Source organism: Streptomyces sp. NPDC025618 (assembly GCF_055558795.1).
This window is the reverse complement of the sequence record NZ_JBVHLW010000006.1, coordinates 178,300-196,978: the sequence shown is the minus strand read 5'-3', so window position 1 is coordinate 196,978 and position 18,679 is coordinate 178,300. Positions and strand designations below refer to the sequence as shown.

Here is an 18,679-nt window from a genome sequence, read left to right as displayed (position 1 = left end):
GGGACAACCTGGCCGGGGGGACAGGAGAGACCACCCGTTTTTGGGGGGGGGGGGGGGGGAGGAGGGGGGGGGGGGGGGGGGGGGTGGGGGGGTGGGGGGGTCGCCCCCCCCCCCCCCCCCCCCCCCGCTGTCCGGCCGCCGCGCGGGGCAGACCCCCGCGAGGCCCTGAAGCTAACCTGCTGTCATGACTGTGCATCTTGAGGCCGCCGAGGGCGTCGGGACCATCCGGCTCGACCGTCCGCCCATGAACGCGCTCGACATCGCCACCCAGGACCGGCTCCGCGAGCTCGCGGAGGAGGCGACCCACCGCGCGGACGTGCGGGCCGTGGTGCTGTGGGGCGGGGAGAAGGTGTTCGCGGCCGGCGCGGACATCAAGGAGATGCAGAGGATGGACCACGCGGCCATGGTGGCCCGCTCCCGTGGCCTCCAGGACGCCTTCACCGCCGTCGCCCGCATCCCCAAGCCCGTCGTCGCCGCCGTCACCGGCTACGCGCTCGGCGGCGGCTGCGAGCTCGCGCTCTGCGCCGACTTCCGCATCGCCGCGGACAACGCCAAGCTCGGCCAGCCGGAGATCCTGCTCGGCCTGATCCCCGGCGCGGGCGGCACCCAGCGGCTGGCCCGGCTCGTCGGCCCGTCCAAGGCCAAGGACCTCATCTTCACCGGCCGTCAGGTGAAGGCCCCCGAGGCACTGGAGCTCGGCCTCGTCGACCGGGTCGTGCCGGCCGCGGAGGTCTACGAGCAGGCGCACGCGTGGGCCGCGAAGCTCGCCGCCGGCCCCGCGCTCGCGCTGCGCGCCGCGAAGGAGGCCGTGGACACGGGTCTGGAGACCGACATCGACACCGGGCTCGCCATCGAACGCAACTGGTTCGCGGGGCTGTTCGCCACCGAGGACCGGGAGATCGGGATGCGCAGTTTTGTCGAGGACGGGCCCGGCAAGGCCAAGTTCGTCTGAAAATCGACGGGTTGGGCATGAGTGGCACGGGGGTCGCCGAACAGTCGGCGGCCCCTTCGCCGTTGCCCCGGCACACCCGGCCGGCATGCCGGGCGGTTGCCTCTTGTGGGGGAATTCCCCGAGGTGTGCGAACCCCTCGAAATGACCTTGTTCCATGCGCTGAGCGATCATCTGTGCACCTGCGGTCACCGCAGGTCAGTCCGCATTTTCTAGACGACCTGCTGCCCATGGCATATGTCGCCGAACGGTGTTGGAGGAGCGAATTCCGCTCCGGCGAATCCCTTGGTTCCAGCCCACGGCGTCTTTACGGCGGCCATGATGGGGTGCATGGCGGGCCTGGAAGGAACGGATCAGCCGCGGCAGCGAAGTGGCACGGCCGCTGTGCGCTGGATGCCGTCCGCAGAGGATGAACTGGCGCTCAAGGCGCTCGACCTGTTCGGCGACCCCACACTCGGCGAAGTCCAGCTGCCCTCCCGCCCGGAGTCGGCGCTCGCCGCCCGGCGGCTCACCCAGTCCGTCGTCCTGCGGCACTGGGGACTCTCCCCCCAGCTCGCCGAGCACGCCGTGCTGCTGGTCTCCGAGCTCGTGGGCAACGCCGTCCGGCACACCGGGGCGCGCTGCTTCGGGCTGCGGATGCTGCGCCGCCGCGGCTGGCTGCGCATCGAGGTGCGCGACCCCTCCCGCGGGCTGCCGTGCCTGATGCCGGTGCACGAACTGGACACGAGCGGGCGCGGGCTCTTCCTGGTCGACAAGCTCTCCGACCGCTGGGGCGTGGATCTGCTGGCCCGCGGCAAGACGACGTGGTTCGAGATGAGGGTCGCGGACCGCTGAGCCGCCCCGGCGCGGCGTCGCGGACCCCTGAACCGCCCCCCGGCGCGGCCGGGAAACGCAGAGGCCCCCATCCGTCGGTATGCGACGGGCCGGGGGCCTCTGCGTGCGGCCGCGGAGAAAGGGGTGTGTTCCGCGGCCGGAAGAACGACCTGGCCCGGGTCAATGGGGGTCGTGGCATCGACTATGGCAGACAGTCGCGTGCCAGCCAAAGCGGCTATCAGGGCAGATCCGGGCAATTCAGGAGAGATATCTCGTTAATCAAAGGTGAGTTGTGACACCCGCCTTACATTCCATGAATGAACCAGCGGTGAACCCCTATTTTTATGCGGAGCCCATGTCGGTCCTTGCGGGCCGGGCCGTTCTGGAGTGTCATGTCCCCGCCGGGCTGCCGACCGGTGTGCCCGCCATCCGGGAGCCCCCCATGGACGAAGACACCGCCACCACCCCCTATCCCCCCACCCACTGGATACCGGCGAACAGCGCCAACTACACGGTCTCCAGCCGCCCCTCCGCGCACCCGGTCGACTTCCTCGTGATCCACGTGACCCAGGAGACCTTCGGCGACGCGATGAGGATCTTCCAGGACCCCACGGCCAGGGTCTCGGCGCACTACATGGTCGCCTCCGCGGACGGCTACATCGGCCAGTTCGTCCGCGAGAAGGACATCGCCTGGCACGCCGGCAACTGGGACTACAACACCCGCAGCATCGGCATCGAGCACGAGGGCTGGATCGACCGCCCCGAATACTTCACCGACGCGATGTACCGCTCCTCGGCCCGGCTCGCCGCCGCCGTCTGCGCCCGCTACGGCATCCCGCGGACCCGCGACCACATCATCGGCCACGTCGAGGTGCCCGGCTCCACCCACACCGACCCCGGCCCGCACTGGGACTGGGACCGCTATATCGGCCTGGTGATCAGCGGCGGCTAATGTGTGCCGGTCACACCAGCACACAAGGGGAGGCCCACATGGCCGACAACGCGACGCGCGAGGCCGAAGCGCGCAAGGCTTTCGAACGGTTCGACGCCGACGGGGACGGTCTGATCACCGCCGCCGAGTACAAGAGCGTGATGGCTCAGCTCGGCGACTTCAACGTCACCGAGACCGTGGCCCAGGCCATCATCAACAAGAAGGACGCCAACGGCGACGGCGTGCTGTCCTTCGAGGAGTTCTGGGCCTCCCTCAACGGCTGACCCGGCTCCCGCACGGCTCCCGGCGGGTCAGCGCCAGCCCCTGCGCTGCGCACTGGCCCGCCGCCTGCGGTCGTTGCACAGCAGGCACCGGCCCCAGCCCGGCGGCAGCGGGTCGTCCTTGTCGCCGTGGAGCGGGTCCACGGGCCCCTTGGGGTGCTCCGCGCACGCCGTCGCGCCCAGCCCGGCGCCCAGGGCACCGGCCGCGGTCAGCGCCCGGCGCAGGGCGTCGAGAAGCTGGTCGGCCTCATGGGGGGCCGGGGCGGCGTCGAGGGCGAAGGCGATGTCCGAGGCGGTGCTGAGCGCGCTCTGGAGTTCGCGCAGGTCTGCGTAACTCATGCTGGAGAGCGTACGCGCCACCACTGACAACGCCCGCCCCCAGGAAGATCAGACCGCGGTCAGCGCCCAGCTCCGCTCCGCCCGGAGCGAGGACGCCACGTCACGCACCGGCCGCACCCCCTCACCCGCCGCCGTCCGGACCCCGTTCGCGCGGCGCGAATCCTGCGCCCAGACGCGGCCGTCGGCCTCGGACGTCACCTTGCGCAGACCGCCCGCACCGGCCGGAGCGGTGCGGAACCGCTGCTCCGGCGCCTCGGTGTCGCACAGCGCGGTGACCAGCAGCGAGCCCTTCCGGTCGATGCAGTGGTAGGGCTCGGCCACCGACGAGAACTGATGGGTGGCCGCGCTGTAGAGCCAGGACTGCCGGGCCGGAGTCGCCGCGTCGCACGTCTCCAGCGCCACCAGCCTGGGCCGGGCCGCGCCCCGTGGGTCGCGGTAGCCGGCCCCCTCCGCCGTCAGGCAGCCGCTGTACGCGCCGTTCTGCAGCCGTACGGCCGAGGACGGTACCGCCGGGGGCGCGGCGACGGCGGAGGGCGCCGCGAGACCGAGGGCGGCGGTGACGGCGCCGAGGATCGCGGCAGTGGCGCGGGCGTGGTGGCGCATGGCGGGGCTCCTCGCGTGGAACGGCCGACGAGGAGCCGACACTACTTCCGGAGGTCACCCGGTGACACGATGTTTCCGGCCATGATCCCCGAGCGGGAGCGCCCGTTCAGCACTCGATGACGTTGACCGCGAGCCCGCCCCGCGCCGTCTCCTTGTACTTGACCTTCATGTCCGCGCCCGTCTCCTTCATGGTCTTGATGACCTTGTCGAGGGAGACATGGTGGCGGCCGTCGCCGCGCAGGGCCATGCGGGCGGCGGTGACGGCCTTGGCCGCGGCCATGCCGTTGCGCTCGATGCAGGGGATCTGCACCAGGCCGCCGACCGGGTCACAGGTCAGGCCCAGGTTGTGCTCCATGCCGATCTCGGCCGCGTTCTCGACCTGCTCGGGCGAGCCGCCGAGGACCTCGGCGAGGCCGCCGGAGGCCATCGAGCAGGCGGAGCCGACCTCGCCCTGGCAGCCGACCTCGGCGCCGGAGATCGAGGCGTTCTCCTTGAAGAGCATGCCGATCGCGCCCGCGGCGAGCAGGAAGCGGACGATGCCGTCCTCGTCCGCGCCGGGCACGAAGTTCATGTAGTAGTGCAGCACGGCCGGGATGATGCCCGCGGCGCCGTTGGTGGGCGCGGTCACGACGCGGCCGCCCGCGGCGTTCTCCTCGTTGACGGCCATGGCGTAGATCGTGATCCACTCCATCGCGCGGGCCTGCGGGTCGCCCTCGGCGCGCAGCTGGCGGGCGGAGTTGGCCGCGCGGCGGCGCACCTTGAGGCCGCCGGGGAGGATGCCCTCGCGGGACATGCCGCGGGAGACGCACGCCTGCATGACGCGCCAGATCTCCAGCAGACCCGCGCGGATCTCGGACTCCGTGCGCCACGCCTTCTCGTTCTCCAGCATCAGGGCGGAGATCGACAGGCCCGTCTCGCGGGACATCCGCAGCAGCTCGTCGCCCGTGCGGAAGGGGTACTTCAGCACGGTGTCGTCCAGGACGATCCGGTCCTCGCCGACCGCGTCCTCGTCCACGACGAAGCCGCCGCCGACGGAGTAGTAGGTCTTCTCCAGCAGGGGCGCGCCGGCCTCGTCGTAGGCGAAGAGGGTCATGCCGTTCGCGTGGTACGGCAGGGAGCGGCGGCGGTGCAGGATCAGCTGGGTGGACTCGTCGAAGTCGATCTCGTGCGTCGAGCCGATCTCCGCGCCGAGCAGCCGCAGCCGCTTCGAGGAGCGGATGCGCTCGACCTCGTCGTCCGCGGTCTCCACGTCGACCGTGCGGGGGGAGTGGCCCTCCAGGCCGAGCAGCACGGCCTTGGGCGTGCCGTGGCCGTGGCCGGTGGCGCCCAGCGAGCCGAAGAGCTCGGCGCGCACGGAGGTGGTGTGGGCCAGCAGGCCCTCGTTCTTCAGCCGGCGCGTGAACATCAGCGCGGCCCGCATCGGGCCGACCGTGTGGGAGCTGGACGGGCCTATGCCGATCGAGAAGAGATCGAAAACGGAGATGGCCACGGTGGCGCTCCCTCGGGTCGGTGGTACGGGGTGTGACGCGGGCGGCCGGGCCACGGTCGGTGCACACGGGGTGCCACGTGAGTGATCCGGCGTCCCGCCACGTGGTGCGGGGCACCGGGCTCACCTTCCAGTGTGCCCAGTGCCCCGTACCAGCGGGTGAATCGGGTCCTGCTCGGTTACTTCAGACCGGCGTACAGCGGGTGCTTGTCCGCCAGGGCCGTGACGCGGGAGCGCAGGGACTCCGCGTCGTAGGACGGCTTCAGCGCCGCGGCGATGATCTCCGCGACCTCGCGGAAGTCCTCGGCCTGGAAGCCGCGCGTGGCCAGCGCGGGGGTGCCGATCCGCAGACCCGAGGTGACCATCGGGGGCCGCGGGTCGTTCGGGATGGCGTTGCGGTTGACCGTGATGCCGACCTCGTGGAGGCGGTCCTCGGCCTGCTGGCCGTCCAGCTGGGAGTTGCGGAGGTCCACCAGCACCAGGTGCACGTCCGTGCCGCCGGAGAGGACGGACACGCCCGCCTCGGCGACATCGGCCTGCACCAGACGCTCGGCCAGGATCTTCGCGCCTTCCAGCGTACGCTGCTGGCGCTCCTTGAACTCCTCGCTCGCCGCGACCTTGAAGGAGACGGCCTTGGCCGCGATCACGTGCTCCAGCGGGCCACCCTGCTGACCGGGGAAGACGGCGGAGTTGATCTTCTTGGCCAGCTCGGCCGTGGAGAGGATCACACCACCGCGGGGGCCGCCCAGCGTCTTGTGGGTGGTCGTGGTGACGACGTGCGCGTGCGGCACCGGGGAGGGGTGCAGCCCGGCGGCGACGAGACCCGCGAAGTGGGCCATGTCGACCATCAGATACGCGCCGACCTCGTCCGCGATCCGGCGGAAGGCCGCGAAGTCCAGCTGGCGCGGGTAGGCCGACCAGCCGGCGACGATCAGCTTCGGGCGGTGCTCCTTGGCGAGGCGCTCGACCTCGTCCATGTCGACCAGGTTGGTCGCCTCGTCGACGTGGTACGCGACCACGTTGTAGAGCTTGCCGGAGAAGTTGATCTTCATGCCGTGGGTCAGGTGCCCGCCGTGGGCGAGGTTCAGACCCAGGATGGTGTCGCCGGGGTTGAGCAGCGCGAACATCGCGGCCGCGTTCGCCTGCGCGCCGGAGTGCGGCTGGACGTTCGCGTGCTCGGCGCCGAAGAGCGCCTTGATCCGGTCGATGGCGATCTGCTCGACGACGTCGACGTGCTCGCAGCCACCGTAGTAGCGGCGGCCCGGGTAGCCCTCGGCGTACTTGTTGGTGAGGACCGAGCCCTGGGCCTCCATGACGGCGACCGGAGCGAAGTTCTCCGACGCGATCATCTCGAGGGTGGACTGCTGGCGGTGGAGTTCGGCGTCGACAGCGGCGGCGACGTCGGGGTCGAGCTCATGGAGGGAGCTGTTCAGAAGCGACATGAGTTCTTCCTGGACTTCCTGGGCGGGAGGAGGAGGGGCGGGTTCAGCCTGCGGTGAAGGCCGTGTACTCGTCGGCGGAGAGGAGGTCCGCCGGCTCGTCCGTGATCTTCACCTTGAACAGCCAGCCGCCCGCGAAGGGGGCGGAGTTCACCAGCGCGGGGTCGTCCACGACGTCCTGGTTGGCCTCGGTGACCTCGCCGGTCACCGGGGAGAACAGGTCGCTGACCGACTTGGTCGACTCCAGCTCGCCACAGGACTCACCCGCGGTGACCGTGTCACCGACCGCCGGGAGCTGGGCGAAGACGACGTCACCGAGCGAGTTCGCGGCGAACTCGGTGATGCCGACCGTGGCCACGCCGTCCGCGTCGACGGCCGACAGCCACTCGTGCTCCTTGCTGAAGCGCAGCTGCTGGGGGTTGCTCATGGCTAGATTCTCCTGGATGCGCGAGGGTGCTTGTGCAACGGGTATTGACAGGTGAGATGAGAAGGGGTCAGCGCTGCCGCTTGTAGAAGGGCAGGGCGACGACCTCGTACGGCTCGTGGCTGCCGCGAATGTCCACGGATACGTCATTTGTACCGGGCGCGGAGTGGGCGGCGTCGACATAAGCGATGGCGATCGGCTTGCCGAGCGTGGGCGAGGGAGCACCGGAGGTGACCTCGCCGATGATCCGGCCGCCGGAGACGACCGGATATCCGGCGCGCGGCACCCGGCGGCCCGTCGCGATCAGGCCGACCAGCTTGCGCGGCGGGTCGCTCTCGGCGCGCTCGGCGGCGGCCGCGAGCGCCTCGCGGCCCACGAAGTCGCCCTCCTTGTCGAACTTCACGACCCGGCCCAGGCCCGCGTCGAAGGGGGTGGTGGCCGTCGTCAGCTCGTGCCCGTAGAGCGGCATGCCCGCCTCCAGCCGCAGCGTGTCGCGGCAGGAGAGGCCGCACGGCACGAGGCCCGCCTCGGCGCCCGCGTCCGTCAGCGCCTGCCAGAGCTTCTCGGCGTCGGCCGGGGCGACGAAGAGCTCGAAGCCGTCCTCGCCGGTGTAGCCGGTGCGGGCGATCAGCGCGGGCACGCCCGCCACGGTGCCCGGCAGGCCCGCGTAGTACTTGAGGCCGTCGAGGTCGGCGTCCGTCAGGGACTTCAGGATGCCGGGGGACTCGGGGCCCTGGACGGCGAGCAGCGCGTAGTTCTCGCGGTCGTCCCGGACCTCCGCCTCGAAACCGGCCGCGCGCTCGGTCAGGGCGTCCAGCACCACCTGGGCGTTGGAGGCGTTGGCGACGACCATGTACTCCTCGTCGCCGAGGCGGTAGACGATCAGGTCGTCCAGGATGCCGCCCCCAGCGTCGCAGATCATGGTGTAGCGGGCGCGGCCGACGGCCAGCGCGGAGAGGTTGCCGACCAGCGCGTGGTCGAGCGCCCGGCCCGCGCCCGGGCCGGTGAGGGTGATCTCGCCCATGTGGGAGAGGTCGAAGAGACCGGCGCGGGTGCGCACCGCGACGTGCTCGTCGCGCTCGCTGCCGTAGCGCAGGGGCATGTCCCAGCCGGCGAAATCGGTCATCGTGGCGCCCAGCGCGCGGTGCAGCGCGTCGAGGGCCGTTCGGCGAGGGGCATCAGTCATGGTGTGGGCTCCCAGGCATGGCAGTGAGGACGTCCTCCCCATCTGTCATCGGAACCTGAGAGGTTCACCGGGAGCGGTCGGCGACGAGCGCGTCCTCGGCTTGCACCTTGGGTGGGGCCGCGTGGTGCGGCCCGCTTTTCAGATCTGCCTCACCCACGCGGTACGGGGCCTGAGAGATTCAAGGGAGGAACTTGCTCCTTCGGCGCCCAGCTCAATGGCTGGAACTCTCCCGCGTGGATTCGAGCGGCCGGTATGGAGTTGGGTACGCAGTTGGCGCGCACATCATTGCACGGACCGGCGCGTGAGGAACCGCCCACCGGCCTCTCAATTGGATTACCTTTTCTTTACGTTTCATGGGTACGGGGCAGGCCGGGTACGGGGGAGGGCGATCGGGTGCGGACGCGAAGCACGGAGGCGGGGCGGGCGGAGCCCGCGCCACGCGAACCGGCGGCGCCCGGGCCGCCGTCGGGCGTCGTCGACCTGCGCGGCGGCCCGGCGCGCGCGGAGCTGCGCTATCCGGCCGGGCATCTGGTGATCGTCTCCGGGCTGCCCGGCAGCGGGAAGTCCACGCTGATGCGGCGGGCGGTGCCCGCCCTGGACGGCGCGGGCGAGGTCGTGTGGTGCGTCGATTCGCAGGACACCCGCGAGCGGCTGGAGCGGCGCGTGCCACGCCGCCTGCCGTACGGCGTCTACCGGCCGGCCGCGCGGGTCCTCCACTACGCCGCGCTGCGGCGGGCGTTGCGGTCCGGGTCGAGCGTCGTCGTGCACGACTGCGGGGAGCGGGGCTGGGTGCGGCGGTGGGCCGCGCGCGCCGCGCGGCGGCGCGGGGCCGGGGTGCACCTGGTGGTGCTGGACGTGGACGCGAGGACGGCGCTGGCGGGCCAGCGGGCGCGCGGGCGGGGGGTCTCGGCGTACGCGTTCCGCAGGCACCGGCGGGCGATGGGCCGGCTGCTCGACGCCGCCGCCGCGGGGGAGGTGCCGCGCGGTGCCGCGTCGGTGGTGCTGCTGTCCCGGCGGACCGCCGACGGGCTCGGCCGGCTCGCGTTCGGCTGACCGGTGCCGCTGTGTGGCGGGTGGTGGTCCTGTGCAACCCGATGCCCGCTGCGAGCGTCGTTCCCGGTGGGGGAGGAGCCTCCTCCTGATTCCTCCCCCGATTCCACCCCGATCCGTCCTGACCTGGGACATCGGTGCCGATTCCGGAAGCCGACGGGAGCGGACGGGGGTGCAGCCGTTAGGGTTCGGTTGCGGCTTTGTCGATACGGTGGTTGGACGGCGTTGGGCGAGTTGGACGAGATGAGCATCCCCGAGCAGTACGGTCGGCCCACGGCCCCGGCCGGTGCCCCCCTGGGCGGCCTCCCCGAGGGCTGGCCCGCCAATGAACTCGAAGCGGTGCTCGCCGCCTCCCTGGGCGTGCCCGGTGCCGGTGCCCGCATCGTCGAGGTGCTCGGCCGCAGCCACCTGTGGGTGCCGCTGCCGAACGGCGGCGGGCCCGACAGCCCCGACCTCGACATCCCCACCCTGGAGCTGGACGGCGCCGCCTACGTACCGGTGTTCAGCTCCGAGGCGGAGTTCCTGCGCGTCGTCGGCGACCGGATGTCCTTCACCGTGGCGCCCGCCGTCGAATTCGCCCGCGGCCTGCCCCCGCAGGTCGGCATCGCGGTCAACCCCGACGGCGCCGTCGGCGCGCCGCTCCCGCCGCCCGCCGTCGCCGAGCTCTGCCGGGCCGGCCGCACGGCCCTGGACGGCGACGCCACCGGCGGCCGGGTGCGGCTCTTCGAGCCGGACTGGCAGGACGAGCCCACCGCCTTCCTCGCCGCCGCCGGGCTGGAGTTCGCGGCCGCCCAGGTCGTCCGGACCGCGCGCCGGACGCTGGCCAGCGTCGAGGGCGGCGACCCCGCGCTCTTCATCGGCGTCGAGCTCGACCTGCCCGACCCCGGCAGCCGCGCCGCCACCCTGGACGCCCTCGGCCGGGCGCTCGGCACGGCGCCCGTGGCCTGGCCCGTGCAGCTCGTCTTCCTCGATGTCGCGCGGGACCCGGTCGGTGACTGGATGTCGGCTCGGATCCGCCCGTTCTACGACCGTGACCTGTGACTCCTCCCGTGCCCGCCGCCGCGGGCTCGTAAGCTGGTTGGATGACCGGACCGGGGGCGCTGCCGCGCCCCGGGGCACCGAAGTGGGCGGCCGGGAGACGGCCGAGAGAAGAGGCGGACCCAGGTGAGCGCGGGCGCGGAGAGCGGCGTGGAGCAGATGCTGCGCCAAGTGGCGCCCGGTCGGTACGACACGTACGAGGCGCTGCTCCAGGCCCTGGCCGAGGGCAGTGTCTGGATGCTGCTCTGGCACGGCCAGGCGGGCTCGCCCGACGCGCAGTACGGCAACATGGAGATCGACGGCCTCGGCTACGCCCCGTGCGTCACCTCCGCCCAGGAGCTCGCCGCCAGTGGCTGGAACCGCGCCCACGCCGTCGTCCCGGGCCGCGCCGTCGCGGGCTCGCTCTACCCCGACCGCTGGGGCCTGTGGCTCAACCCGCACGCCCCCGGCGGCGGCGTCGGCGTGCCCTGGCTCGACCTGCGGCGGATCGCGACCGGACTCGACCGGCTGCCCGCCGGGCCGCTGCGGCTCTGTGAGCCGTCCCTGGAGCTCCCGCAGTTCTACGCCCTGCTCGGGCAGAACGCCCACCGCACCCCCGCGGTGCGGGCGCTGCGCCGCGCCTGGGTGCAGCCCGCGCTGGGCACCCCCTATCTCGCCATCGGCCTCGATCTGTACGACAGCTCGCAGGCCGCCGTGGAGTCGGTGCGGTCGATGATGCGTCAGTCGGTCGGCGCGGTGCCCGAGGGGCTGCCGGTGTCCACGGTGGCGATGTCGGACGAGCACGACCCGGTCGCGATGTGGATGAGGGCCAACACCCGTCCCTTCTTCGACCGTGACGCACACGGCGGCGCCCCCGCCGGGGGCTACGGCTATCCGCCGGTCGGCTATCCCGGCGGCACCTCCCAGGGCCGGCAGCCGGGCGCGGCGCCGCAGGCGTACTGACCGGGGCGGTTCCGCGCCGGCCCCAATATGCTTGCAGGCAGCACGAGTTGCCGTCCGGCAGACAGTCGACCGCTCATGGGACCCCGGCGTTCGGATAACGGAAGCCGACTGGTCATATCACGGTTGCGCATCCATTCCCGGCCAGGGCTGGCGGGTGATCGCAGCCCCGTTGAAGACTCCCGCTCCAAGGGACGTCGCTCCTGCGTACGGGCCCCCTTTTGTGACCTTCCGCTCCACCGGTACCAACTGCACCAGTCTGCACGTGTACATGTGAGATCCAAGCCGCCTCCGGCGGCGGGCGTGGGCCGGTCACCCCCGGCCGAGAGGGGTCAAAGGCACTGTGACCGCACCTATCGAGACCACCGGGGCGGCTGCCGGAGCGCAGCCCGAGGCCGTCCTCGCCGGGGCCAAGAAGAGCCAGATCGAGGGGCGTTCGCTCACCCAGATCGCCTGGATCCGCTTCAAGCGCGACAAGGTCGCCGTCGCCGGCGGTGTCGTGGTGGTGCTGCTGATCCTGCTCGCCGTGCTGGCCAAGCCGATCGAGTCGGTCTTCGGACTCGATCCCAACCAGTTCCACCAGGACCTCGTCGACCCCGAACTCCTCGCTCCCAAGAGCGGGTTCGGCGGAATGAGCTGGGAGCATCCGCTGGGCGTCGACCCGCAGTACGGGCGCGACATCCTGGCCCGCATCATCGAGGGTTCCTGGGTCTCCCTGATCGTCGCCACCGGGGCCACCCTGCTCTCCGTGGTGATCGGCACCGTGCTCGGCGTCGTCGCGGGCTTCTACGGCGGCTGGGTGGACAGCGTCATCAGCCGCATGATGGACACCTTCCTGGCCTTCCCGCTGCTGCTGTTCGCGATCTCCATCTCGGCGGCGCTCCAGGACGGCGCCTTCGGGCTCTCGGGCCTGCCGCTGCGCATCTGTGTGCTGATCTTCGTGATCGGCTTCTTCAACTGGCCCTACATGGGCCGCATCGTGCGGGCCCAGACGCTCAGCCTGCGGGAACGGGAGTTCGTCGAGGCGTCCCGCAGCCTCGGCGCGCGCGGCCCGTTCATCCTCTTCCGGGAGCTGCTGCCCAACCTGGTGGCGCCGATCCTCGTCTACTCCACCCTGCTCATCCCGACGAACATCCTCTTCGAGGCCGCGCTCAGCTTCCTCGGCGTCGGCATCGCCCCGCCGCAGGCGTCCTGGGGCGGCATGCTCACCAGCGCGACGGACCTCTACCAGGCCGATCCGCAGTACATGTTCGTGCCAGGGCTCGCCATCTTCGTCACGGTGCTGGCATTCAACCTGCTGGGCGACGGGCTGCGGGACGCCCTCGACCCCCGCAGCAAGTGATCCGCGGCGACCTTCCGTCCACCGCGCCACAACCATCGACAGAGGGGGTTTTCCTCAGGTGAAGACAAGAAAAGCGACGGCGGTGCTCGCCACCGCCGTGGTGCTGACGCTGGGGGCGTCCGCGTGCAGCAGTTCGAAGAGCGATGGCGGCAAGGGCGGCGGGGGCAAGAACGCGGTCGCCGACGCCGCCCTCACCTCGGTCGTCAACAAGAGTGACAAGAAGGGCGGTACGGCCACCTACGAGGTCTCCGACGTGCCCGACTCGCTCGACCCGGGCAACACCTACTACGGCTGGGTGCAGAACTTCTCCCGCCTCTACGGCCGCACGCTCACCAGCTTCAAGCCCGCCGCCGGCAAGGAGGGCCTGGAGGTCGTCCCCGACCTCGCCGAGTCCCTCGGCAAGCCGAGCCCGGACGCCAAGACCTGGACGTACAAGCTGCGCCCCGGCCTGAAGTACGAGGACGGCACGGCGATCACCTCCAAGGACGTCAAGTACGCGGTCGAGCGCAGCAACTTCGCGCCCGCCGCGCTGTCCAACGGCCCGACGTACTTCAAGGCGCACCTGGAGGGCGGTGACAAATACGAGGGCCCGTACAAGGACACGTCGCCCGACGGGCTGAAGTCCATCGAGACACCGGACGACCAGACGATCGTCTTCCATCTCAAGGACGCCTTCGCCGACTTCGACTACCTCGCGACCTTCTCGCAGACCGCCCCCGTGCCGCAGAAGGCGGACAAGGGCGCCGAATACGTGAAGCACATCATCTCCTCCGGGCCGTACAAGTTCTCCTCGTACGAGGAGGGCAAGAGCGCCACGCTGGTGCGCAACCCGCAGTGGGACAAGAAGACGGACGCGATCCGCCCGGCCCTCCCGGACAAGATCTCGATCAAATTCAAGATCCTCCAGCCGACCATCGACAACAATCTGCTCAACGACAGCCTGACGGCCGACGCGGCCGGCACCGGCGTCGCCCCGCAGACCCAGCCGAAGGTCCTGAGCGGCAAGTACAAGAAGCAGACGGACAGTTCGTACGCCGGTGCCAGCTCGTACATCGGTCTGAACGTGCACGTGAAGCCGTTCGACAACATCCACTGCCGCAAGGCGGTCCAGTGGGGCATCGACAAGACGTCCGTCCAGCAGGCCCAGGGCGGCGACCCCAAGGGCGACGTCGCCTCGACACTGCTGCCGCCGACCGTCAACGGCTACGCGAAGTTCAACCTCTACGAGACGCCGAACAGCGCCGGTGACATCAACAAGGCCAAGGACGAGCTCAAGCAGTGCGGTCAGCCGAACGGCTTCACGACCAACCTGACGGCGCGCTCCGACCGCCCGGCGGAGATGGCCATGGCCACCGCGGTCCAGGCGTCGATGAAGAAGATCGGCATCACGGCGAACATCAAGACGTTCCCGACCGGCAAGTACTTCACCAACTTCGTGGGTGTGCCGGACTACGTCCACAGCCATGACCTCGGCATGATCATGACCGCCTGGGGTGCCGACTGGCCGACCGGCTTCGGCTTCCTCGACCAGATCGCCAACGGCTCGGCCATCAAGCCCTCCGGCGGCAACAACGTCCAGGAGCTGGACGACCCGCAGATCAACAAGGCGCTCAACGACGCCATCGGCAACACCGACGCGGCCGCCCGCACCAAGGCGTGGGGCGACATCGACAAGATGATCGTCGACAACGCCTCCGCGGTGCCGCTGATCTATCGCAAGAACCTGCTCTTCCGGCCCGACTCCGCGACCAACGTCACGGTCACCCAGGCCTACCTCGGCATGTACGACTACCTGCTGATGGGCTCCTCCAAGTAGCAGCGGGCCAGCCCGCCGTAGATTCTGGAAAGGCAGGTGAAGGTGCCGGCGTCCGCCGGGCCGGAACACCTCCGGCCCGCGGCCGCCGGTGCCGCACAGCTGTGGCTGCGTACATCATCCGACGCCTGTTCGCCGCGGTCCTACTGCTGCTGGTGGTCAGCGCAGTCACGTTCGCGATCTTCTTCCTCGTCCCCCGTATCGCGGGCCAGACGGTCGACCAACTCGCCACCCAGTACGTCGGCAAGGACGCCAACGCCGACTCGATCGCCGCGGTCAAGAAGAACCTCGGCTTCGACCAGCCGATCTACGCCCAGTACTGGCACTTCATCAAGGCCATCGTGGCGGGCGCGAACTACAAGTTCGGCCCGGACGCCTCGCACTGCGCCGCGCCCTGCTTCGGCTACTCCTTCAAGAGCCACGTCGAGGTCTGGCCGCAGCTGACCTCGCGCATCCCGGTCACCCTCTCGCTGGCGATCGGCGCCGCCGTGATCTGGCTGGTGTCGGGTGTGGCCGTGGGCGTGCTCTCCGCGCTCAAGCGGGGCACCTTCTTCGACCGCTTCTTCATGGGCGTGGCCCTGGCCGGCGTCTCCCTGCCGATCTTCTTCACCGGCATGCTGGCCCTGAGCGTCCTCACCGTCCAGTGGCCGGTGTGGGGCAGCGGCATCAACTACGTGAGTTTCACCGACAATCCGGCGCAGTGGGCCTGGAACCTCCTGGTCCCCTGGTGCAGCCTCGCCTTCCTCTACTCCGCGCTCTATGCCCGGCTCACCCGCGCCGGGATGCTGGAGACCATGAGCGAGGACTACATCCGCACGGCCCGCGCCAAGGGCCTCAAGGAGAGCAAGGTCGTCGCCAAGCACGGACTGCGCTCCGCCCTCACCCCGATCGTCACCATCTTCGGCATGGACTTCGGCCTGCTGCTCGGCGGCGCCGTCATCACCGAGACGGTGTTCTCGTTCAAGGGCATCGGCGAATACGCCGTCAAGGGCATCCAGGACAACGACCTGCCCATCGTGATGGGCGTGACCCTGGTGGCCGCCTTCTTCATCGTCCTGTGCAATCTGCTGGTGGACCTGGTCTACGCGGCCATCGACCCCAGGGTGAGGTACTCGTGAGCGAGCTCGACAAGGAACAGCCCGTGACCGGGGGCGCGGCCGTGGGCGAGCCCGTCGCCACCCCGCCGGCCGCGGGCCCGGACGCCTTCCTCTCCGTGCGCGACCTGCGCGTCCACTTCGACACCGACGACGGCCTGGTGAAGTCCGTCGACGGCGTGAGCTTCGACGTCCAGGCCGGGAGGACGCTCGGCATCGTCGGAGAGTCGGGCTCCGGGAAGTCCGTCACCTCGCTCGGCATCATGGGCCTGCACCGCACGGTGCGGGCCCGCATCTCCGGCGAGGTGTGGCTGGACGGCGAGGAGCTGATCTCCGCCGACCCCGACCACGTACGCACCCTGCGCGGCCGGAAGATGGCCATGATCTTCCAGGACCCGCTCTCGGCCATGCACCCGTACTTCACCGTCGGCGCGCAGATCGCCGAGGCCCACCGGGTGCACCACACCTCCGACCGGAAGACCGCCCGCAAGCGCGCCGTGGAGATGCTCGACCGCGTCGGCATCCCCGAGCCGCACCGCCGCGTCGACGACTACCCGCACCAGTTCTCCGGCGGCATGCGCCAGCGTGCCATGATCGCGATGGCCCTGGTCAACAACCCCGAACTGCTGATCGCCGACGAGCCGACGACCGCCCTCGACGTCACCGTCCAGGCGCAGATCCTCGACCTGATCCGTGATCTGCAGAAGGAGTTCGGCTCCGCGGTCATCATCATCACCCACGACCTGGGGGTCGTCGCCGAACTGGCCGACACCATCCTCGTGATGTACGGCGGCCGCTGCGTCGAACGCGGCCCCGCCGAGAAGGTCTTCTACGAACCCCGCCACCCCTACACCTGGGGACTGCTCGGCTCCATGCCGAGGATCGACCGCGACCAGACCGACCGGCTGATCCCCGTCAAGGGCACCCCGCCCAGCCTGATCAATGTGCCGTCCGGCTGCGCCTTCAACCCCCGCTGCCCCTACGCCGACATCCCCGAAGGCGGCATCACCCGCACCGAGCGGCCCGAACTGCGGCTGGTCTCCGGCGAGGGCGACGGGCGGCACGTCGCCGCCTGCCATATGTCCCTGGAGGAGCGGACCCGCATCTGGACCGAAGAGATTGCGCCCAAGCTGTGAAGGACGACACCGTGCCGGAGCGAGACGTGACCATCCCCGGGCAGCAGGCGGCACCCGAGCGGGCCGAGCCGCTGCTGAAGGTGGAGGGCCTGGTCAAGCACTTCCCCATCACCAAGGGACTGCTGCGCCGCCAGGTCGGCGCGGTGCAGGCGGTCGACGGCATCAGCTTCGAGGTGCGCCCGGGGGAGACCCTCGGCGTGGTCGGCGAGTCCGGCTGCGGGAAGTCGACCATGGGCCGGCTGATCACCCGGCTGCTGGAACCCACCGGCGGCAGGGTCGAGTTCCAGGGCAGGGACATCACCCACCTCGGGGCCTCCGGGATGCGCCCGATGCGCCGCGACATACAGATGATCTTCCAGGACCCGTACTCCTCGCTGAACCCCCGGCACACCGTCGGCACGATCGTCGGCGCCCCCTTCAAGCTCCAGGGCGTCACGCCCGAGGGCGGGGTGAAGCGGGAGGTCCAGCGGCTGCTGGAGCTGGTGGGCCTCAACCCCGAGCACTACAACCGCTATCCGCACGAGTTCTCCGGCGGCCAGCGGCAGCGCATCGGCATCGCCCGCGCGCTCGCCCTCAACCCCAAGCTCGTGGTCGCCGACGAGCCGGTCTCCGCCCTGGACGTCTCCATCCAGGCGCAGGTGGTCAACCTGCTGGACGACCTCCAGGACGAGCTGGGCCTGACCTACGTGATCATCGCCCACGATCTGTCCGTCATCCGGCACGTCTCCGACCGGATCGCGGTGATGTACCTCGGCAAGCTCGTCGAGCTCACCGACCGCAAGTCGCTCTACGAGAAGCCGATGCACCCGTACACCAAGGCGCTGCTCTCCGCGGTGCCGGTGCCCGACCCCAAACGGCGCGCCAAGCGGGAGCGGATCCTGCTCAAGGGCGACGTGCCGTCGCCCATCTCGCCGCCCTCGGGGTGCCGCTTCCACACGCGGTGCTGGAAGGCGACGGAGGTGTGCTCCGCCCAGGAGCCGCCGCTGCTCGAACTGGCCACCGGACACCGGGTGGCCTGCCACCACCCGGAGAACGCCCCGGAGCCGGCCGCGGTCTCCTCCTGACCGCCCGGACGGGCCGGTTCGTCCGGCCCGTCCGGTTTCGAGGGCCGTGGGCGGAGGGCGGAGCGTGCGTTCGAGTAAGAATGTCGCGTGCTCACCGATCTGTTCAGCCCCTCCGTCCAGCATCTGCTGGACATCGCCGGGATCTTCGTCTTCGCGATCTCCGGCGCGCTCCTCGCCGTGCGCAAGAACTTCGACGTCTTCGGCATGGCCGTGCTCGCCGAGGTCACGGCGCTGGGCGGCGGGCTGTTCCGGGACCTGATCATCGGCGCGGTGCCGCCCGCGGCCTTCACCGACCTCGGCTACTTCCTGACCCCGCTGTTCGCCACGCTGATCGTCTTCTTCCTGCACCCGGAGGTCGAGCGGATCACCAAGGCCGTCGGGGTCTTCGACGCCGCCGGGCTCGGGCTGTTCTGCGTGACGGGCACGATGAAGGCGTACGCGCACGGGCTCGGCCTCACCTCCTCCGCCACCCTCGGCCTCGCCACGGCCGTCGGCGGCGGAGTGCTGCGCGACATACTCGCGCACGAGGTGCCCTCGCTGCTCCGCTGGGACCGCGACCTCTACGCCGTGCCCGCGATGGTCGGCGCGGCGATGGCCGCGCTGCTCATCCGCTTCGACGCGCTCGACGCCACGACCAGCGCGCTTCCCGTGCTGACGGCCTTCGTGCTGCGGCTGCTGGCCATGCGCTACCACTGGCGGGCGCCGCGCGCGTGGCACCGCAGGAGCGCGGCGGCGGAGGAAGTCTGACCGCT

General features: G+C 70.7%; 19 protein-coding genes and 1 riboswitch. Of the genes, 13 read left to right on the top strand and 6 right to left on the bottom strand.

Annotated elements, in window-relative coordinates; genetic code table 11:
• The first annotated feature begins 184 nt into the window (after window positions 1-184).
• The 4 genes from ACZ4A5_RS08975 (at window position 185) to ACZ4A5_RS08960 (ending at window position 2,977) form a co-directional block, all read left to right on the top strand.
• Window positions 185-952, top strand: a complete 768-nt coding sequence (locus ACZ4A5_RS08975; RefSeq protein ID WP_467580127.1) for an enoyl-CoA hydratase/isomerase family protein — start codon at window positions 185-187, stop codon at window positions 950-952.
• A gap of 327 nt (window positions 953-1,279) precedes the next feature.
• A complete protein-coding gene (locus tag ACZ4A5_RS08970) occupies window positions 1,280-1,783 on the top strand; it encodes an ATP-binding protein (protein ID WP_467580125.1) in 504 nt (167 codons plus the stop codon).
• A 421-nt stretch (window positions 1,784-2,204) separates the two neighbouring features.
• The gene (locus ACZ4A5_RS08965) at window positions 2,205-2,714 is read left to right on the top strand and encodes an N-acetylmuramoyl-L-alanine amidase (protein ID WP_467580122.1); all 510 of its coding nucleotides are present in this window, start codon (window positions 2,205-2,207) and stop codon (window positions 2,712-2,714) included.
• A gap of 38 nt (window positions 2,715-2,752) precedes the next feature.
• Window positions 2,753-2,977 (top strand): EF-hand domain-containing protein, encoded by a 225-nt coding sequence (locus tag ACZ4A5_RS08960; protein ID WP_398869758.1) that lies wholly within the window; start codon window positions 2,753-2,755, stop codon window positions 2,975-2,977.
• A 27-nt stretch (window positions 2,978-3,004) separates the two neighbouring features.
• Here the strand turns inward: ACZ4A5_RS08960 and ACZ4A5_RS08955 are convergent, their stop codons facing one another.
• From ACZ4A5_RS08955 to gcvT, 6 genes are all read right to left on the bottom strand, one after another.
• A complete protein-coding gene (locus ACZ4A5_RS08955; protein ID WP_366003756.1) occupies window positions 3,005-3,313 on the bottom strand; it encodes a hypothetical protein in 309 nt (102 codons plus the stop codon).
• A 48-nt stretch (window positions 3,314-3,361) separates the two neighbouring features.
• Complete coding sequence (locus ACZ4A5_RS08950) at window positions 3,362-3,916, bottom strand: hypothetical protein (RefSeq protein ID WP_467580117.1); 555 nt, start codon at window positions 3,914-3,916, stop codon at window positions 3,362-3,364.
• 106 nt (window positions 3,917-4,022) lie between these two features.
• Window positions 4,023-5,405 carry an L-serine ammonia-lyase gene (locus ACZ4A5_RS08945; RefSeq protein WP_398869760.1) on the bottom strand — a complete coding sequence of 461 codons (1,383 nt, stop codon included), beginning with the start codon at window positions 5,403-5,405 and terminating at the stop codon, window positions 4,023-4,025.
• Window positions 5,406-5,581: 176 nt separating this feature from the next.
• Complete coding sequence (glyA, locus tag ACZ4A5_RS08940; RefSeq protein ID WP_467580114.1) at window positions 5,582-6,844, bottom strand: serine hydroxymethyltransferase; 1,263 nt, start codon at window positions 6,842-6,844, stop codon at window positions 5,582-5,584.
• A gap of 43 nt (window positions 6,845-6,887) precedes the next feature.
• Entirely contained in the window at window positions 6,888-7,268 is a 381-nt protein-coding gene (gene gcvH / locus ACZ4A5_RS08935; protein ID WP_467580111.1) for a glycine cleavage system protein GcvH, read from the bottom strand.
• Window positions 7,269-7,335: 67 nt separating this feature from the next.
• Window positions 7,336-8,451, bottom strand: coding sequence for a glycine cleavage system aminomethyltransferase GcvT (gcvT, locus tag ACZ4A5_RS08930; protein WP_467580108.1), 1,116 nt, complete (start codon window positions 8,449-8,451; stop codon window positions 7,336-7,338).
• A 148-nt stretch (window positions 8,452-8,599) separates the two neighbouring features.
• Window positions 8,600-8,693, bottom strand: a riboswitch (glycine riboswitch).
• A gap of 151 nt (window positions 8,694-8,844) precedes the next feature.
• On the opposite strand from gcvT, the gene ACZ4A5_RS08925 reads away from it, so the two are divergent.
• The 9 genes from ACZ4A5_RS08925 (at window position 8,845) to ACZ4A5_RS08885 (ending at window position 18,674) form a co-directional block, all read left to right on the top strand.
• Window positions 8,845-9,504 (top strand): AAA family ATPase, encoded by a 660-nt coding sequence (locus tag ACZ4A5_RS08925; RefSeq protein ID WP_467580106.1) that lies wholly within the window; start codon window positions 8,845-8,847, stop codon window positions 9,502-9,504.
• A 240-nt stretch (window positions 9,505-9,744) separates the two neighbouring features.
• The gene (locus tag ACZ4A5_RS08920) at window positions 9,745-10,542 is read left to right on the top strand and encodes an enhanced serine sensitivity protein SseB (RefSeq protein ID WP_467580216.1); all 798 of its coding nucleotides are present in this window, start codon (window positions 9,745-9,747) and stop codon (window positions 10,540-10,542) included.
• Between the two features lie 156 nt (window positions 10,543-10,698).
• A complete protein-coding gene (locus ACZ4A5_RS08915; protein WP_467580213.1) occupies window positions 10,699-11,481 on the top strand; it encodes an enhanced serine sensitivity protein SseB C-terminal domain-containing protein in 783 nt (260 codons plus the stop codon).
• 340 nt (window positions 11,482-11,821) lie between these two features.
• Complete coding sequence (locus ACZ4A5_RS08910) at window positions 11,822-12,820, top strand: ABC transporter permease (protein WP_467580103.1); 999 nt, start codon at window positions 11,822-11,824, stop codon at window positions 12,818-12,820.
• A 58-nt stretch (window positions 12,821-12,878) separates the two neighbouring features.
• The gene (locus ACZ4A5_RS08905; RefSeq protein WP_467580101.1) at window positions 12,879-14,636 is read left to right on the top strand and encodes an ABC transporter substrate-binding protein; all 1,758 of its coding nucleotides are present in this window, start codon (window positions 12,879-12,881) and stop codon (window positions 14,634-14,636) included.
• 101 nt (window positions 14,637-14,737) lie between these two features.
• Window positions 14,738-15,751 carry an ABC transporter permease gene (locus ACZ4A5_RS08900; protein ID WP_467580098.1) on the top strand — a complete coding sequence of 338 codons (1,014 nt, stop codon included), beginning with the start codon at window positions 14,738-14,740 and terminating at the stop codon, window positions 15,749-15,751.
• Entirely contained in the window at window positions 15,748-16,863 is a 1,116-nt protein-coding gene (locus tag ACZ4A5_RS08895; protein ID WP_467580095.1) for an ABC transporter ATP-binding protein, read from the top strand. The genes ACZ4A5_RS08900 and ACZ4A5_RS08895 overlap by 4 nt, the downstream gene beginning before the upstream one ends.
• 11 nt (window positions 16,864-16,874) lie before the next feature.
• On the top strand, window positions 16,875-17,927 hold the full coding sequence (locus tag ACZ4A5_RS08890) for an ABC transporter ATP-binding protein (RefSeq protein ID WP_467580092.1): 1,053 nt from the start codon (window positions 16,875-16,877) through the stop codon (window positions 17,925-17,927).
• Between the two features lie 87 nt (window positions 17,928-18,014).
• A complete protein-coding gene (locus ACZ4A5_RS08885) occupies window positions 18,015-18,674 on the top strand; it encodes a trimeric intracellular cation channel family protein (protein WP_467580089.1) in 660 nt (219 codons plus the stop codon).
• Window positions 18,675-18,679 lie beyond the last annotated feature (5 nt).

What these genes read in the sequence shown, in the direction of transcription:
- ACZ4A5_RS08975 (WP_467580127.1), top strand. Translation starts at nt 185, where the DNA reads ATGACTGTGCATCTTGAGGCCGCCGAGGGCGTCGGGACCATCCGGCTC.
- ACZ4A5_RS08970 (WP_467580125.1), top strand. Translation starts at nt 1,280, where the DNA reads ATGGCGGGCCTGGAAGGAACGGATCAGCCGCGGCAGCGAAGTGGCACG.
- ACZ4A5_RS08965 (WP_467580122.1), top strand. Translation starts at nt 2,205, where the DNA reads ATGGACGAAGACACCGCCACCACCCCCTATCCCCCCACCCACTGGATA.
- ACZ4A5_RS08960 (WP_398869758.1), top strand. Translation starts at nt 2,753, where the DNA reads ATGGCCGACAACGCGACGCGCGAGGCCGAAGCGCGCAAGGCTTTCGAA.
- ACZ4A5_RS08955 (WP_366003756.1), bottom strand. Translation starts at nt 3,313, where the DNA reads ATGAGTTACGCAGACCTGCGCGAACTCCAGAGCGCGCTCAGCACCGCC.
- ACZ4A5_RS08950 (WP_467580117.1), bottom strand. Translation starts at nt 3,916, where the DNA reads ATGCGCCACCACGCCCGCGCCACTGCCGCGATCCTCGGCGCCGTCACC.
- glyA (WP_467580114.1), bottom strand. Translation starts at nt 6,844, where the DNA reads ATGTCGCTTCTGAACAGCTCCCTCCATGAGCTCGACCCCGACGTCGCC.
- gcvH (WP_467580111.1), bottom strand. Translation starts at nt 7,268, where the DNA reads ATGAGCAACCCCCAGCAGCTGCGCTTCAGCAAGGAGCACGAGTGGCTG.
- gcvT (WP_467580108.1), bottom strand. Translation starts at nt 8,451, where the DNA reads ATGACTGATGCCCCTCGCCGAACGGCCCTCGACGCGCTGCACCGCGCG.
- ACZ4A5_RS08920 (WP_467580216.1), top strand. Translation starts at nt 9,745, where the DNA reads ATGAGCATCCCCGAGCAGTACGGTCGGCCCACGGCCCCGGCCGGTGCC.
- ACZ4A5_RS08915 (WP_467580213.1), top strand. Translation starts at nt 10,699, where the DNA reads ATGCTGCGCCAAGTGGCGCCCGGTCGGTACGACACGTACGAGGCGCTG.